Raw genomic sequence first — 16,010 nt, 5'->3', positions numbered from 1 at the left:
GGCTGGGCGGGGTGGTCTTCCTGCTGGCGATGATTGGCGGTATGCTTGTGGCACCGGCGCTGCGCAGGCGGCTGGACAGCGCCGCCGCCGCACTGAACGGCGCTAAATCGGAATTTGGAGCATAAGGTATATGACCATGGAGATTCGTCCCCTCAGCGACAGCTACGCTGTCAGCCCGCAGATCACCGCCGAGGATATTCCTGCCATCGCCGGGGCGGGGTTCTCGGTGGTCATCTGCAACCGCCCCGACGGCGAGGTGGCCGATCCGTTGCGCGCCCCGGCACTGAAAACCGCGGCCGAGGCAGCCGGGCTGCGCTTTGTGAACAACCCGGTGGTGCCGGGCGGGCTGACGATGGAGAATGTCGCGCTGCAACGCGCCGCGATCGACGCCGCCGGTGAGGCGGGGGAGCGGGTGTTTGCCTATTGCGCCTCGGGCAACCGCTCGTCGATTGTCTGGGCGCTGGCCAATGCCGGGCGCCAGCCCACCGATGCGCTGATCGACGCAGGCGCGCAATACGGCTACCAGACCGCCCAGTTCCGTGACCTGATCGATCGGCTGGCCGCCGAGTAAGTCCGCGCCCGGCAGCGACACCATGCTGTCATCGTATCGGAAGGGCGGCCTCAGGGGCCGCCCTTTTTCATGAACGGGCCTGAGACCTGATTGCCTGCTGGCGCAGAAGCCTTTTTGTTCAGGAAGGGGGCGCTGCCCCCGTCCGTCCATCTGTGATGGCCGGACTCCCCCGGGATATTTATGAACAGGTGAAGCAGGGGCTCGGCGCCCCCTTTCATCTTGCCGTAAATACGCGGGGGTGAATGGGCCGCAGGCTCAGAGGGGGCGAAGCCCCCTGATCTTTTATTTGAAAGGAGAGGGGGCAAAGCCCCCTCAAGGGCGCGTGCGCGCCCTTCCTTCCCGTTCAGCGGCCCCGGATGCGGGGGTCGAGCGCGTCGCGCAGGCCGTCGCCGACATAGTTCACCGACAGCACCGTCAGCGAGATGAACAGGCCCGGCAGGATCGCGCGCGACGGGTATTGTTGCAGATAGTCGATCCCGTCGCTGACCAGCCGCCCCCATGTCGGAAAGTCGGGCGGGAAGCCGAGCCCCAGAAAGCTGAGCGCGCTTTCGGTGATGATGGCGGTGGCAATCATCAGCGTCGCCGAGACCATTACCGGCGACAGCACATTGGGCAGCACATGGCGCAGGATCACCCGCCGCGGGGGTGTGCCGATCGAACGCGCAGCCAGCACATATTCGCGTTCCTTCAGCGCCAGCACATCGCCGCGCACGATCCGCGCGGTCTGCATCCAGCTGGTCACGCCGATGGCGGTGACGATCAGGATGAACATCCCTGTCTCGACACCGAACAGCGACGACAGCCGCTGACGGAAAAGCATCGACATCACCAGCAGGAGCGGCAGCAGCGGCAGCGCCAGAAAGAGGTCGGTCATCCGCATCAGCAGCCCGTCGATGCGGCGGAAATAGCCTGCCACCACGCCGATCAGCGTTCCCAGCAGCACCGACAGCACCATCGCCGCGATGCCCACCGCCAGCGATACCTGCCCGCCCTTCATCATCCGCGCCAGCATGTCACGGCCCAGCTGGTCGGTGCCCAGCGGATGCATCCAGCTGAAGCCCTGATTGCGCGCCCGGATGTTGATATAGGTCGCGTCATGGATCCACAGCCATGGCCCCAGAAAGCAGAACAGCACGATCGCCACGAAGACGATCATCCCGCTGAGCGCGCCCTTATGGGTCTTGAACTGGTCCCAGACATCCCACCAGTGGTTGCGCGGCGGGCGGAAGGCGGCGGCGGCCGCTTCAGGGGCGACGGTGGCGCGGTCAGTCATAGCGGATTCTCGGATCGAGGAGGGCGTAAAGCAGATCGGCGATCAGGTTGAACAGCACGATCAGGATGGCGAAGACCACCGAAAGCGTCAGCACCATCGGGATGTCGGAGGCATAGATCGCGGTGATCAGCAGCTGCCCCAGCCCGTTCACCCGGAAGATCTGCTCGGTGATGATGGCCCCGGTGAAGACCGTCGGAATACCCAGCGCGATCACCGTCACCACCGGAATGAGCGAGTTGCGCAGCACATGCACCAGCACCACGATCCGCTCGGTCATGCCCTTGGCGCGCGCGGTGCGCACATAATCCTGGGTCATGTTGTCGAGCATCGAGGCGCGCATGAAGCGGCTGATCTGGGCGGCGTTGTAAAGCGTCAGCACGAAGACCGGCATCGCCATCTGCCGCACCTGCCGCAGGAAGGTTTCCCAGCTGTTCACGTTCAGTGTGGTGTCATAGATGATGGGAAACCAGCCCAGCCAGACCGCGAAGATCAGGATCAGGAGCGGCCCGGTAAAGAAGGTCGGCAGCGAGAAGCCGATCATCGAGATGAAACTGCCGGTCTGGTCGAACCAGCTGTACTGGCGATAGGCGGAATAGACCCCGATGGGCACCGCCAGCAGGATGCCGAACAGATAGGCCAGCCCCACCACCCACAGCGTCTGCGGCATGCGCTGGATGATGATGTCGGAGACCGGCGAGCGGGTCTGCCATGACAGGATGCGCTGGCCCTCAACGGCGATATCGAGGCCCGTGAAACCGGCGATCACATGGCTGGGTTCGACGATGGTGAACAGATAAAGCCATTTGTAGAAGCGGATATACCAGACCTCGCCCAGACCCAGCGCGATGCGCATTTCCTGGCGCACCTCGGGCGGGATCGACAGCGGCATATCGGCGAGCGGGTCGCCCGGCGACAGCTCAAGCAGCAGGAAGATCACCAGCGAGATGAACAGAAGCGTGGGGATCGCCAGAAGCAACCGTCGCAGGGTGTAGTTGAACATGGATCGGGGCGCCTTGGGTCAGCGTGCTCGATGGAAGAATGAGCGGAAGGGCACCGCCCCGGAAATGTCCGGGGCGGCGCAGTGGCCTGTCAGATCATTCGGTCCGGTGCCAGTCGGCGATGTTCCACAGCTCCACATCCCATGTGTTCAGGAGCGTGCCGCCCAGCGTGGCGGATACGGCCGAAACCCGGCCACGGTGCACCAGCGGGATCAGGACGTAGTTCTGCATCAGGATATCGTTCAGCTCGCGCGCGATGGTGGCCCGCTCGTCGATGCTGGCGGTCTGCGACAGCTGCTGGTGCAGGGCATCATACTCTGCGTCGCAGAAGCGGGGGATGTTCTCGCCCTGCCACTGGGTTGAGGGGCGCGGTTCGCGGCCACAGAGATAGGCGCCCAGATACTGCTCGGGGTCGGCGCCCGGGAAGTTGTTGGCATACATCTCGACATCGGCGCTGAAGCGCTGGAACGTGTCCGGCGAGGCCGGGTCACCGCCAAAGAATACCGAAGCGTTGATGTTGCGCAGATTGGCCTCGACGCCGATTTCACGCCACCACTGCTGGATCAGCGCCTGGAAATCCTGGCGCACGGCGTTGGTGGAGGTCTGGTAATCCAGCACCAGCCGCACGCCATCCTTGGCGCGGATGCCGTCGGCACCGGGCACCCAGCCGGCTTCATCGAGCAGTTCGCGGGCGCGGTCCTGATCCTGCACAAGGCAGTCATCATTGGCGTCCGAGGCGAACATCGCCGGGGCAGGGACGAGGTTGCAGGTGGGCAGGCCCATCTGGCCGAAGCCGATCTCGACCAGCAGGTCGCGGTCGATGGCGCGGCTGAGCGCCTCACGCACGCGGATATCGGTCAGGATCGGATGCGGCGCCTCGCGGGTGGAGCGGATATCGGCGGGCAGATCGGGCGAGGGGTCGGTCAGGTTGACCTCGATCCGCTCAACCAGCGTGCCGAAGGCCGCAACCGGCTCACCCCGGCCACCGCGCGCCATGGTGGCGATCACGTCGGGCGCAAGCTGCAGGTTCCAGGCGTAATCCATCTCGCCGGTTTCCATCACCGCGCGCCCGGCTGAAGCTGCATCGCCGCCGCCCTTGAAGGTGACGGTGGCGAAATGGGGGCGGTCAGGCTCGCGGTAGTTGGGGTTGGCCGAGAGCGAGATCACGTCATTGGGGCGGAAATCATCCACCACAAAGGGGCCGGTGCCGATGGGGTAGAAATTGGCCTGCGTGCATTCGGGCGCGCGCGGGCCAAGGCATTCGGCGAATTGGGCGGCCTGAATGATCGGCGAATAGCCGGTGACGAACGGGCCATAGGGCACCGGCATCGGCACTTCAAAGCTGACGCGGATGGTGCGGTCATCAATCGCCTCGACCGAAGTGACATCGTTGAAATAGCGCCGCTGGGCGCAGCCCCCTTCGGGATGCATGCAGTATTCGGCACTGAACACGGCATCAGCAGCGGTCAGCGGCGTGCCGTCTGACCACAAAAGCCCTTCGCGCAGCACCCAGGTGATGCTCAGAAGGTCTTCGGCCACACCGCCGTTTTCGACGGTGGGGATGCTTTCGGCCAGCCATGGCACCATCACGCCTTCTTCGTTGAAGCGCGCAAGCGGTTCAAGGATCAGGCTGGAGGCATCCACATCCTTGGTGCCGCCCGAAAGATAGGGGTTCAGGATCGAGGGCGCCTGCCAGTAGATGATGTTCAGATGGCCGCTGGCGCCGCGTTCGGCCATGGCCGAAAACGGGATCAGGGCCACCGAGGCAGCTGCCCCCATGAGGGCGAATTTAAGTTTCATGCATCCTCTCCTTGCTGGATACCGGTTTGGTTGTGCTCAGGCCTCGTATCGCCGTTCAGTCCGGCGTTTGTGGGTTCTTCAAGCAGATGGCAGGCCGCAAACTGGCCCGGCGCATGCTCGCGGAAAGGGGGTTCGACCGTGCGGCAGAGATCCATCACCTTCGGGCAGCGCGTGCAGAAGTTGCAGCCCTGCGGCGGGTTTGACGGCGAGGGGACATCGCCTTTCAGCACCACCCGGTCCTTGCGGATCTCGGCGGCCGGGTCAGGCTCGGGCACCGCCGACAGCAGCGCCTCGGTATAGGGGTGCAGCGGGTTGGCATAGAGCGCGGAGACCGGCGCCAGCTCGACAATCTTGCCCAGATACATCACCGCCACACGGTCGGCGATGTGGCGCACCATGCTCAGATCGTGGCTGATAAACATATAGGTCAGGCCGAACTGCTCCTGCAATTCCTCCAGCAGGTTGACGACCTGCGCCTGAATGGACACGTCGAGCGCCGCGATCGGCTCGTCGCAGACGATGAATTTGGGGTTCAGCGCCAGTGCCCGGGCAATGCCGATCCGCTGGCGCTGCCCGCCGGAAAAGGCATGTGGATAGCGGTTGGCAAAATCCCGGTTCAGGCCCACGGCATCCATCAGCTCATAGATGCGCTCAAGTTTGCGGGCGCTCGACCAGTTGGTATGTTCATCCAGCGGCTCACCGATGATCGAAGCGACGGTCATGCGCGGGTTGAGGCTTGCCTGCGGGTCCTGAAACACCATCTGCATCGAGGGGCGTTTGCGCCGCAGTTTTTCGGGCGAGAGCGTGGCGATATCCTCACCGTCAATCACCACCGACCCCGCCGTCAGCTCATACAGCCTGAGAACGGCCCGCCCGCAGGTGGATTTTCCGCAACCGGATTCCCCCACAATCCCCAGCGTCTCGCCCTCATAGATATCGAACGAGACATCATCGACGGCCTTCACATCACCCACGTGCCGCCGCAGCAGCCCGCCGAAAATGGGGAAATAGAGCTTGAGGTTGATCACCTCGACCAGCTTGCGGCGGCGGGGGGATGTTTGTGGTGCGGGGCTGGCTTGCGGAACACTCATGGCGCGGCCTCGGTATGGTTCCAGTGGCAGGCCACGTCATGGCCATTGCCGATGGGGCGCCGCGCCGGGTTTTCCTGATCGCAGCGCGCGAAGGCATGGGCGCAACGGGCGCGGAACGGGCAGGCGGCGGGATGGGCCGAAAGCATGGGCGGCTGCCCTTCGATCACGCGCAGCTTGGTGTCGCGCGCGCCATGCAGCTTGGGCACGGTCTGCAACAGCGCCCGGGTATAGGGATGCGCCGGATTGTGGAAAATCTCGTTCACCGGCCCCTGTTCGGCGATCTGTCCGCCATACATCACCATCACCCGGTCGGCGATCCCGGCGATCACCCCCAGATCATGGGTGATCCAGATGATCGCCATGCCCATTTTCTGGCGCAGCTCTTTCACCAGCTCCAGAATCTGCGCCTGAATCGTTACATCCAGCGCCGTGGTGGGTTCATCGGCGATCAGCAGCTTGGGCTCACAGGCCAGCGCGATGGCGATCATCACCCGCTGGCGCATGCCGCCGGAAAACTGGTGCGGATAGTCTTTCAGCCGCCGCTCGGCATCCGGAATACCGACCAGTTTCAGCAGCTCCACCGCGCGGGCCCTGGCCTGCGCGCGGCGCATGTTCATATGTTTGCGCAGCGGCTCCATGATCTGGAAACCCACGGTAAACACCGGGTTGAGGCTGGTCATCGGGTCCTGAAACACAAAGCCTATCTCACGCCCACGCACCGCGCGCAGCTCTTCCGGGCCGCTCTTGAGCAGATCGCGCCCTTCCAGCAGCACCTGCCCGTCGCGGATTTCGGCGGGGGGCATGGGCAGCAGGCCCAGCAGCGACATCATCGTCACCGACTTGCCCGAACCGCTTTCCCCCACCACGCCCAGCAACTCGCCGGGTTTCAGGTCAAAGCTGACGGAATTGACCGCGTGAACGTCGCCCGCGCGGGTGCGGAAAACCGTCTTCAGGTTCTTGACATCAAGAACGGGCAAGGCCCCATCGGGCATATATCCCTCCCCAGGGAAATGTTTTCTTTTTACCAGACCGATCTTCTGCCGACTGGGCGTTGATGGGTGACCATTGCAACAAACGCCCGCTCCGGCAAGTAATATTCCGACCCGCCCCTGCACGAAATGTTATCGCTCGCGCGGGATGCCGCTTTGATGGACGCCTCACGCGGCGGTTGCGGCTTGACGCGGCGTTTGCGCGCTGATCAGGTTGAAGGGCCTTGAAAACACTCAACAGGTTTTGCATGCCCAGCCCCGACATCCTTCCTCCCCGCGCCATTCTGGAAAAGCTGGTCGCTTTTCCGACCGTCAGCCGTGACACCAACCTGCCGCTCATCGAATGGGTTGAGGCCTATCTGGCCGGGCACGGGATCGCCAGCACGCGCGTGCCGTCCGACTGCGGGACCAAGGCGCATCTTTATGCCCATGTCGGGCCTCAGGTTGCGGGCGGTGTGGCGCTTTCCGGGCATAGCGACGTGGTGCCGGTTGACGGGCAGGACTGGTCCACCGACCCCTGGATGCTGACCGAGCGTGACGGCAAGCTTTATGGCCGCGGATCATGCGACATGAAGGGGTTTGTGGCGCTGGCGATTGCCGGGATGGTCAAGGCCAAGGCACGCGATCTGAAACGCCCGCTGCAACTGGCGCTGTCCTATGATGAGGAGGTGGGCTGCATGGCCGTCGCCTCACTGGTGGAGGCGATGGTCGAAGGGCTGCCGCAGGCGCAATCGGTGATCGTGGGTGAGCCGTCGATGATGAAGGTGGTGACCGGCCACAAGGGGGGGCTGGGTTTCGCCATCGAGGTGACGGGGTTTGAGGTGCATTCCTCGCTCCAGCCCTACGGTGTCAGCGCGATCATGGAGGGCGCGCGGCTGATCCAGTGGGCCAACGAGCGCAACGCCGAGAATGCCGCCGCCACCCCGTCAGAACTGGCCGCGCCCTTTGATCCGCCGTTCACCACCGTGCATGTCGGCATGATCACCGGCGGCACGGCGCATAACATCACCGCGCGCAAATGCAATTTCGTCCTGTCGTTCCGGCAGGTGCCCGGTGACATGGAATGGGACGGGCGCTTTCGTGCGCAGGTCGCCGAGGTCGAGGCCGGGATGAAGGCCATCCGCCCCGAGGCCGGGATCGCGCTGACAGCGGTCTTCGACGTGCCCGCGCTCAAGCCCGAAATCGACGGCCCCGCCGAAGCACTGGCCCGCCGCATGACCGGCGACAACGCGCTGAACGTGGTCAGCTATGGCACCGAGGGCGGGCAGTTTCAGGTGCGCGGCTATTCGGCGGTGGTCTGCGGACCGGGCGATATCGCGCAGGCACACCAGCCTGACGAGTTCATCACGCTGGAACAATTCGCGGCGGGCGAGGCCTTTGTGGACCGGGTGATTGACGAGTTGTGCACCGGTTGAGAGGGGCAGGGGACGGGGATGGTGGAAAGGCCTCCGGGGATGATACGGGGGCCTGGCTGGTGTGGACCGCCGCCGCCTGAAGGCCTCGTCAGCGGCGCGGGAATGAAGGCTTTGAGCCCCAGGTCGTCAGTCCAACAGGCTTTGCGGATAGCGCAGTGTTCTTCCTGTAGCATTTGCGTTGCGCCATTTGAACAGAACCAGATGCCAGCGGCCCGGGTCGCTTCTTGCCGTGTAAATCATCCCGTCCGCGCCGTTGCCTCTGGCGAGATCGGCGATCCTCCACGTTGATGCGGCAAGGCCCTTTGCCCTTTCCGGCATCCATGGAATTGCAGCCAGCGAAGCATCGGCACCCCACGCCGCGCACTGTTCCCGGTCCCGGAGGTCCAAGACCTTTGCCTCGCCGATCTCAAGTTCGCAGATTACCCGAGGGGGATCATCGTTGCGAACATAGCGCTTGATGGCATGTTCTGCCCAGTCAGGGCGCGGTGAAACATAAAGGGTTGGCTGGTTGTCGTGATGAAACCGTCCTTCCGGGCTGATCGCGGGATCAAGAACAAGGGCGACCCTCGCCTTCGGGACGATGCGATAGAAGAGGCCGCGAATAGTTCGAAAGTCCATCCTGCACCATCCAACCAAACAAACGGTCGCATGTCTATCTCTCGCTTGGGCTGGTGGCAACGCCGGCTTTGGTCCGCCCAACCGGAACCCGAAACGAAAACGCCCGCGCAGGGTTCTGCGCGGGCGTCTGTCTGTTGCAAGGCATTGGTGGAAAGGCCCCCGGATCATCTCCGGGGGCCTTTCTTCGTGCGTCAGAACCGGCGGTTCAGGGCGAAGCGCAGGGAGTGGAAATCGGGCGTCGCGCGGGTGGTGTGGATGCCATCCGTCAGGTCGCGCCCGCGATACTGGGTGTAGCTGTATTCGCCGCGCATCGACCAGTTGTTGCCGATCTGCTGCTCATAACCCAGACCCACCGAATAACCGACGGCGTTGTAGCTTTCGCTGATGTCCGAGGTCACACCATCCGAGGCCGCATAGCGGATGCGCCCGGCGCTGAGGCCGCCGACCGCATAGATCAGCCCGTCATTCAGCGAGTAACCCACACGCCCGCGCAGATCGGCGAAGGGGTTGATACGCACGCTGGCGCTGGCCGGGCCCGAGGAGATGGAATCGCCGGTGCGCGTCAGGTTCAGCCCGCCCTCGACACCATAGACCATCGCGCCCGATTGCCAGTTATGGCCAACCTGTGCGCCCAGCAGAACGCCGCGCGGGCGCATCGTGCCAATGACGCCGGGAGGGGCGGGTGCAAGCTGCACCTCGTCATCGCCGCGGAAGTTATAGCCCATGGTGAAACCCACATAGGCGCCCTGCCAATAGGCTGCGGCCGGTGCGGCGCTGTAGCGGGGCGCGGGCACATAGGGATCGCTGGGCATCGAGGTCAGTGTGCCTGCGAATGCGGGCAGCGCCACACCGGTCATGAGACCAGCCATCAGCGCGGCCTTGGCAAAGCTGCGATTACGCAGGGTAGGGCGCAGGCTGCGCCCGGTCATTGTGTGTTGCATATGCTCTTTCCTCAAGTCGTTATAGACACGGCTTTTTCCCGCCGCTTTTCACAGAATGCCATAATCCGGTGCGTCTGTAAATTTACATGTTCAAGAATGTGAAACCTGTTGCACCTGTGTCGCGGGCGCTACCAGTATCTTCTTGCCCTGCGCCCGCTTTCGCGCCAGTTTCCCAGCAACGCGCATCTGCGAGCCAGTCACGGGGTCTGCCACCATGCCACTGAAAAACCGCTTCGCCGAGCTTTTCCCGCAGATTGCCGCCTGGCGGCGTGATCTGCATGCCCATCCGGAACTGCTCTATGATCTGCCGCGCACCTCGGGCTTTGTGGCCGGGACGCTGCGGGAAATGGGCTGCGATGCGGTGGTCGAAGGGGTGGGGCGCTCGGGCGTGGTGGGCGTGATCAAGGGCCGTGCGACGGGCTCTGGCAAGGTGATCGGCCTGCGCGCGGATATGGATGCGCTGCCTATTCTTGAGGCGACCGGGGCTGAATATGCCTCAACCGTTGCGGGCAAGATGCATGCCTGCGGCCATGACGGCCATACCGCGATGCTGCTGGGGGCCGCGCAATACCTGGCCGAGACCCGCCATTTTGACGGCACGGTGGTGCTGATCTTCCAGCCCGCTGAAGAGGGCGGGGCAGGCGGCAAGGCGATGGTCGATGACGGGCTGATGGACCGCTTCGGCATTCAGGAAGTGTATGGCATGCACAACATGCCCGGCCTGCCCGCAGGCCAGTTCGCCATCCGGCCCGGCGCGCTGCTGGCCTCGGCCGATGAATTTGACATCACCGTGACGGGCAAAGGCGGCCATGCCGGCATGCCTCATGCCGCCATCGACACCACGCTGGCGGCCAGCCATGTGGTGGTGGCGCTGCAATCGATCGTCGCGCGCAATGTCGATCCGCTGGGCAGCATGGTGGTGACGGTCGGCAGCTTTCACACCGACAGCGTGGCCTCCAATGTCATCGCCCATCAGGTGAAGCTGGGCGGAACGGTGCGCTGCCTTGACCCCGCGCTGCGCGATCTCGCCGAAGAGCGGCTGCGCGCGCTGGTCACCCACACCGCTGCCGCCTATGGCGCCGAGGCCGCGATTGACTACAAACGCGGCTATCCGGTGACGATGAATACGCCCGACAACACCGAATTCGCCGCCGATATCGCCGAAGAGGTAAGCGGCGCGGTGATCCGGGACATCAAGCCGCTGATGCCCGCCGAGGATTTCTCCTATATGCTCGAAGCGCGCCCGGGTGCCTTTATCTTCATCGGCAATGGCGACAGTGCCATGTGCCACCACCCGGCCTATGATTTCAACGACGAGGCGATACCGGCCGGATGCAGCTGGTTTGCCACCCTCGCAGAGCGCCGCATGCCGCTTACCGCCTGACCAACCAGAAGGACCGCCCCGATATGCCCGTCAAGAACCGCTTTGCCCAACTGCTGCCCGAAATCACCGCCTGGCGGCGCGATTTTCACGAGCATCCGGAAATCCTGTATGAGGTGCACCGCACCGCCGGGATCGTGGCTGAAAAGCTGCGCGCCTTTGGCTGTGACGAGGTGGTGGAAGGGATCGGGCGCACCGGCGTGGTGGGCGTGATCAAGGGGCGCAAGTCCGGCTCAGGCAAGGTGATCGGCCTGCGCGCCGATATGGATGCTCTGCCGATCATCGAGGCGACGGGCGTTGCGCATGCCTCCAAGACCCCCGGCGCGATGCATGCCTGCGGCCATGACGGCCACACCGCCATGCTGCTGGGTGCGGCGCAATATCTGGCCGAGACGCGCAATTTTGACGGCACGGTGGTGGTGATCTTCCAGCCCGCCGAAGAGGGCGGCGCCGGTGGGCGCGAGATGTGCGCCGACGGGATGATGGACCGCTGGGGCATCAACGAGGTCTATGGCATGCACAACATGCCCGGCCTGCCCGCAGGCCAGTTTGCCATCCGCGAAGGGGCGTTCTTTGCCGCGACCGACCAGTTCACCATTCATGTCGAAGGGCTGGGTGGCCATGCCGCCAAGCCGCATGAAACCGTCGATACCACCGTTGTCGCCGCGCAACTGGTCACCGCCCTGCAGACCATCGCCAGCCGCAACCATGACCCGGTGAAAAATCTGGTGGTCTCGGTAACCTCGTTCCGCACCGAAAGCGAGGCATTCAACGTGATCCCCGAGCGTGTTGCGCTGAAAGGCACCGTGCGCTCGATGGATGCCGAAACCCGCGCGATGGCCGAAAAGCGCATCCGCGAGATGGCCCCGGCGCTGGCGGGCGCTTTCGGTGCCAAGGCGGAGGTGATCTTCAACCGTGGCTATCCGGTCATGATCAACCACGCCGAGCAGACCGCCTTTGCCGCCCGCATGGCCGAGAAGGTGTCGGGCGGCTGTCAGGAAGCGCCGCTGGTCATGGGGGGTGAAGATTTCGCCTTCATGCTGGAAGAGCGCCCCGGTGCATATATTCTGGTGGGCAATGGTGATACGGCGATGGTTCACCATCCGAAATATGATTTCGACGACAATGTCATTCCGGCGGGATGCAGCTGGTGGGCCGAGATCGTTGAACAGCGGATGCCAGCGTAAGCGCGGCTGACAGGCCCCCAGCGGTGAAAGCCGCGCAACCGGCAGGAAAGGAGCATCATGGCCCTGACGGCGCATGACATCGAAAGCCTCGTGGCCCTGCGCCACGCACTGCACCGCCACCCCGAGGTCTCGGGCGAGGAGCACGCCACCGCCGACCGTATCAATGATGCGCTGGCGGGGCTGGGGGCCGAGGTGGTGATCGGGCTGGGCGGGGCAGGGGTGGCGGCGGTCTTCGATTCCGGCCGGCCCGGGCCCTCGGTGATGTTCCGCGCCGAGCTTGACGCGCTGCCGATCATCGAGACCGGCACCCCGCCATGGCGCTCTCTGGTGCCGGGGCGGGGGCATCTGTGCGGCCATGACGGGCATATGGCCATCCTCACCGGCCTTGCACGGGTTCTGGCGCGCGCCCGCCCGGTGCGCGGGCGTGTGGTGCTGCTGTATCAGCCCGCCGAGGAAACCGGGGCAGGGGCGCGCGCCGTCATCGCCGATCCGCGCTTTGCGGCGCTGGCCTGCGACTGGGCCTTTGCCATCCACAACATGCCCGGCATCGCGCAGGGCGCGGCATGGCTGGCGCCCGGCCCGGTCAACTGCGCCTCGCTGGGGCTGGTGCTGGAACTCCACGGCAAGACCTCGCATGCCTCCGTGCCCGAGGCCGGCATCTCACCCGCCCCGGCGCTGGCCCGGCTGATTCCGGCGCTGAGCGCGCTTGGCACGGGCGGCGTGCCGGGGCCGGGCTACAGGCTGGCCACCGTCACCCACGCCCGGCTGGGTGAGCGCGCGCTGGGGATCGCGCCGGGCTGGGCCGAACTGCTGGTCACGCTGCGGGCGAATGATGATGAGGGTCTGAACCTGATGCTCGAATCGGCCCGCGCGCTGGCCGGGGCCGAGGCGGAAAGCGCCGGGCTGACCCCCGAGATCCATGTCGAAGACCATTTCGCCGCCTGCCGCAACGACCCGCAAGCCACCGCCATACTGGCCCGCGCGCTGGAGACCAGCGGCATCACCCATACGCCCGGCCCGCTGCCGGTCCGCGCGTCCGAGGATTTCGGCCTCTTCGCAGCCGTCTCGAAGACCGCAATGGTGTTTCTCGGTGCAGGCGAAGACCAAGCCATGCTGCACAACCCCGATTATGACTTCCCCGACAGCCTGATCGCCCCGGGAGTGCGGGTGTTCAAAGCCGTTCTCGACGAGATCATGACCTGAAGACCCCCCGGGCCAGTGCCCAGCCCGTTCAGCGGGAAATGGAGGGGAGAGAACCGAAATTCACCCTTGCGCCCGGCGCGAAGACTGAATAAATCACCGCCGACGACCCCGCGCGGAGAGGTGGCAGAGTGGTCGAATGCGGCGGTCTCGAAAACCGTTGTGGGTGAGAGCCCACCCAGGGTTCGAATCCCTGTCTCTCCGCCATTAACCTTTCTCTATCACGTTGATGCTGCCTCGTTTTAGGCTTGCTCCGATCGGCCGAGCCTGCGAACGGGGTAGCAATGGGTGTTTACCCTGTGGCTGGGCCAGAGGTGTTTATTCGCTCTTTTCCACCATCAGGCTGGCCACAATGGCCCCAAAGGCGCAAAGCGCAGCGGTGAAGAGGAAAACATAGCTGCTGCTGATCGGATAGAGCTGCGCGCCCACCAGAATGGCCAGCGCGGCGATCAGTCCCGCTGAGGCATAATAGACTCCCGTCGCGCTTGAGAGAAACTCAGGCGCGATGTTCTGCCGCATATAAGATGCGACGCCGACCTGCGCGAGGCCAAGCGTGGCGCCTTGCAGGAGCTGAACAACAAGCGTCGGTGCAAGCTCTGCCGACAGGCCGAAAATGCCCCAGCGCAGGATACCGGCGATGCAGGCGATGAGGATGATCTTTCCGGGTGTCAGGCGCGCCGTGATGCGTTTGCCGAGCACGAAGGCCACGATCTCCACGCCGACGCCCAGACTCCAGAACATACCGATGGCCGAGGTTGAATGCCCGGCCTCCAGCCAGCGGAACGTGCTGAAGGCGTAGAAGACGGCATGGCATGCCTGTGAAATCGCCGCACTTCCAAGCAGCAGGAGGAAGCTTTGATTGCGCAGGGCGCGCAGGATTGCGGCGGTGGTGATCGCAGGCTGGGTGCCGCGCGCCCGGGCCGGGAGGCCGTTCGACGTGACAACCTGCGCCAGCAGGATCACAAGGAGCAGCCAGAGGATCATCCGCGTATCGAACCAGTCGATAAGGAATCCGCACAGCAGGGTCGTGGCGACAACCGAGGCCGAACCCCAGGCGCGCACCTGACCGAAATCCAGCCGGTAGGCCGTCAGGTTTGCAATCAGAATCGATTCCGCCAGCGGCACAAGCGGCGAAATGAGCGCCCGGTACATAAGGAATACCATGGCGACCAGAAGCGCGCCGCTGATTGCACCCAACGCAAGCGTCGCACCTGTCGCGCCGATGATAAGCGCGACAAGGATTGCCTTGTTCAGGCGTGTGCGGTCAGCGAACGTGCCGACCAGCGGGTTGACGACAACGGCAATGATCGCCGCTGCGGCCATGAGCATGCCGATGGTCGCCTCGCTGAGCCCCTGGGCCTTCAGCCAGAGGGGCATGAAGGTGATCCCGACAGCGATCTGCGCATAGAGCGCAACATAGAATGCATAGAACGCCATGCCCGCTCTTCCCGCTAACCGACTGCTGCCGCAAGAGATCAACGATTTGAAGCTGGAAGGGAAGGGGGCTTTGGGCGTAAAGGCCGCAGCGCGGCGAGAGTACCAGATCGTCCGGCCCTAAGGGCACATCGCGCCCGGTCCGGGGCCGCCGGTCAACCTCTGCTGCATGCCGCCGTGGCCGGACCGGCCACTCAGACTTGCCGCATCATGCTCCATTTCGGACACATCTGCGCGTCTTGAGCTGACCGGCGGTCAGTGATCAGCATCTTTCCATGCGACCGGGGTCAGGTAAACCATGCTGTCATTGACACTGACCATTGCCTCACCGTCCTGGATATTCACCTGCAGCTTCATCGAGCGGCTCGCCAGTTTCCCCAGTTCACTGGTGTCCTTCTCTGAGAAATTGATGACCTGAAGATTGCCAAAACGGGTGGTGCTGCTCTTGATCTTGCTCCACCACACCTCAGCCGTCCTGCCGCCGTAACTGTAGACAATCACCTTGTTTGCTTTGCCACAGGACTGACGCATGAGTTTCTCGCTCGGAAGCCCTAGCGCCACCCACAACTCCATCTCGTCGCTCAGGCTTTTCTGCCAGATGTCTGGCTCGCTGTCCGTTGAAAGGCCCTTGGTCAGTTCCAGTTGCTCATGGGCATTCAGGGCAAACGCGAGAATACGCACCATCAGCCGTTCATCCGTCTCTGACGGATGTCTGGCAACGGTCAGTTTATGGGTCTCATAATAGTGACGATCCATATCTGAAACGGAAAGTTCAACTTTATAGATGGTGGCTTTCTGCGCCATGATTTGTCCTGGAATTGCGACGATAGAGATGCCTAGTGCGTCCGGTGACCTTGTGAAAGCAGATAAGGCAAGGCCCCCGGACAAAAACCGGCGCAAAAGAGGGTATCCCGCGTCGTTTTGCTTGGCGGGGCGCCTGAAAGGGCAGGAGCGGGTCTGCGGGCAGGCCATGCTGCATGGCCGAGCGACAGCAAGGCGCAGACAGCAGGCCGGTCATCTCATGGGAGGCGGAGTTGGCAGAGCTGCGCCGGAAGGATGCTGCACCTGACGGCCCAGGCGAAGTGCCCGAACTCCATATTGCTGCGGCAGGG

The 16,010-nt window shown here is 63.9% G+C and carries 14 protein-coding genes and 1 tRNA gene; 6 read left to right on the top strand and 9 right to left on the bottom strand.

Features of this window, described 5'->3' with window-relative positions:
* Positions 1 to 136: 136 nt before the first annotated feature.
* Positions 137 to 571, top strand: coding sequence for a protein tyrosine phosphatase family protein (locus V7Q53_RS14645; RefSeq protein WP_333829363.1), 435 nt, complete (start codon positions 137 to 139; stop codon positions 569 to 571).
* A 343-nt stretch (positions 572 to 914) separates the two neighbouring features.
* Here V7Q53_RS14645 and V7Q53_RS14640 read toward each other — a convergent pair whose 3' ends face one another.
* The 5 genes from V7Q53_RS14640 to V7Q53_RS14620 form a co-directional block, all read right to left on the bottom strand.
* The gene (locus V7Q53_RS14640; protein ID WP_333829362.1) at positions 915 to 1,844 is read right to left on the bottom strand and encodes an ABC transporter permease; all 930 of its coding nucleotides are present in this window, start codon (positions 1,842 to 1,844) and stop codon (positions 915 to 917) included.
* Positions 1,837 to 2,844 carry an ABC transporter permease gene (locus tag V7Q53_RS14635; protein WP_333829361.1) on the bottom strand — a complete coding sequence of 336 codons (1,008 nt, stop codon included), beginning with the start codon at positions 2,842 to 2,844 and terminating at the stop codon, positions 1,837 to 1,839. The genes V7Q53_RS14640 and V7Q53_RS14635 overlap by 8 nt, the downstream gene beginning before the upstream one ends.
* Before the next feature lie 94 nt (positions 2,845 to 2,938).
* Positions 2,939 to 4,642, bottom strand: a complete 1,704-nt coding sequence (locus tag V7Q53_RS14630) for a peptide ABC transporter substrate-binding protein (RefSeq protein WP_333829360.1) — start codon at positions 4,640 to 4,642, stop codon at positions 2,939 to 2,941.
* The gene (locus V7Q53_RS14625; RefSeq protein WP_333829359.1) at positions 4,639 to 5,733 is read right to left on the bottom strand and encodes an ABC transporter ATP-binding protein; all 1,095 of its coding nucleotides are present in this window, start codon (positions 5,731 to 5,733) and stop codon (positions 4,639 to 4,641) included. Before V7Q53_RS14625 ends, V7Q53_RS14630 begins: the two co-directional genes overlap by 4 nt.
* The gene (locus tag V7Q53_RS14620) at positions 5,730 to 6,725 is read right to left on the bottom strand and encodes an ABC transporter ATP-binding protein (protein ID WP_333829358.1); all 996 of its coding nucleotides are present in this window, start codon (positions 6,723 to 6,725) and stop codon (positions 5,730 to 5,732) included. The genes V7Q53_RS14625 and V7Q53_RS14620 overlap by 4 nt, the downstream gene beginning before the upstream one ends.
* A 245-nt stretch (positions 6,726 to 6,970) precedes the next feature.
* Between V7Q53_RS14620 and argE the strand changes: the two genes are divergently transcribed.
* Complete coding sequence (gene argE, locus V7Q53_RS14615; RefSeq protein ID WP_333829357.1) at positions 6,971 to 8,137, top strand: acetylornithine deacetylase; 1,167 nt, start codon at positions 6,971 to 6,973, stop codon at positions 8,135 to 8,137.
* Positions 8,138 to 8,263: 126 nt separating this feature from the next.
* Here the strand turns inward: argE and V7Q53_RS14610 are convergent, their stop codons facing one another.
* Both V7Q53_RS14610 and V7Q53_RS14605 read right to left on the bottom strand, forming a co-directional pair.
* Positions 8,264 to 8,755: an RES family NAD+ phosphorylase gene (locus tag V7Q53_RS14610; RefSeq protein ID WP_333829356.1), complete on the bottom strand. Its 492-nt coding sequence runs from the start codon at positions 8,753 to 8,755 to the stop codon at positions 8,264 to 8,266.
* A 191-nt stretch (positions 8,756 to 8,946) separates the two neighbouring features.
* A complete protein-coding gene (locus tag V7Q53_RS14605; protein WP_333829355.1) occupies positions 8,947 to 9,696 on the bottom strand; it encodes an outer membrane protein in 750 nt (249 codons plus the stop codon).
* A gap of 214 nt (positions 9,697 to 9,910) precedes the next feature.
* On the opposite strand from V7Q53_RS14605, the gene V7Q53_RS14600 reads away from it, so the two are divergent.
* The 4 genes from V7Q53_RS14600 to V7Q53_RS14585 all read left to right on the top strand — a co-directional run bounded on the left by V7Q53_RS14600 (position 9,911) and on the right by V7Q53_RS14585 (position 13,671).
* The gene (locus V7Q53_RS14600; protein WP_333829354.1) at positions 9,911 to 11,080 is read left to right on the top strand and encodes a M20 aminoacylase family protein; all 1,170 of its coding nucleotides are present in this window, start codon (positions 9,911 to 9,913) and stop codon (positions 11,078 to 11,080) included.
* 23 nt (positions 11,081 to 11,103) lie between these two features.
* Positions 11,104 to 12,264: a M20 aminoacylase family protein gene (locus V7Q53_RS14595; protein WP_333829353.1), complete on the top strand. Its 1,161-nt coding sequence runs from the start codon at positions 11,104 to 11,106 to the stop codon at positions 12,262 to 12,264.
* Between the two features lie 57 nt (positions 12,265 to 12,321).
* Positions 12,322 to 13,467: an amidohydrolase gene (locus V7Q53_RS14590; RefSeq protein ID WP_333829352.1), complete on the top strand. Its 1,146-nt coding sequence runs from the start codon at positions 12,322 to 12,324 to the stop codon at positions 13,465 to 13,467.
* Between the two features lie 114 nt (positions 13,468 to 13,581).
* Positions 13,582 to 13,671: transfer RNA gene (locus V7Q53_RS14585), tRNA-Ser, on the top strand.
* Positions 13,672 to 13,782: 111 nt separating this feature from the next.
* Here the strand turns inward: V7Q53_RS14585 and V7Q53_RS14580 are convergent.
* Positions 13,783 to 14,901: an MFS transporter gene (locus V7Q53_RS14580; RefSeq protein WP_333829351.1), complete on the bottom strand. Its 1,119-nt coding sequence runs from the start codon at positions 14,899 to 14,901 to the stop codon at positions 13,783 to 13,785.
* Between the two features lie 252 nt (positions 14,902 to 15,153).
* Positions 15,154 to 15,702 (bottom strand): YaeQ family protein, encoded by a 549-nt coding sequence (locus V7Q53_RS14575; protein WP_333829350.1) that lies wholly within the window; start codon positions 15,700 to 15,702, stop codon positions 15,154 to 15,156.
* Between the last annotated feature and the right edge of the window lie 308 nt (positions 15,703 to 16,010).

The organism is Pararhodobacter sp. (assembly GCF_036802785.1).
Taxonomy (GTDB): Bacteria; Pseudomonadota; Alphaproteobacteria; order Rhodobacterales; family Rhodobacteraceae; genus Pararhodobacter.
This window is presented reverse-complemented; position numbering and strand designations above follow the sequence as displayed.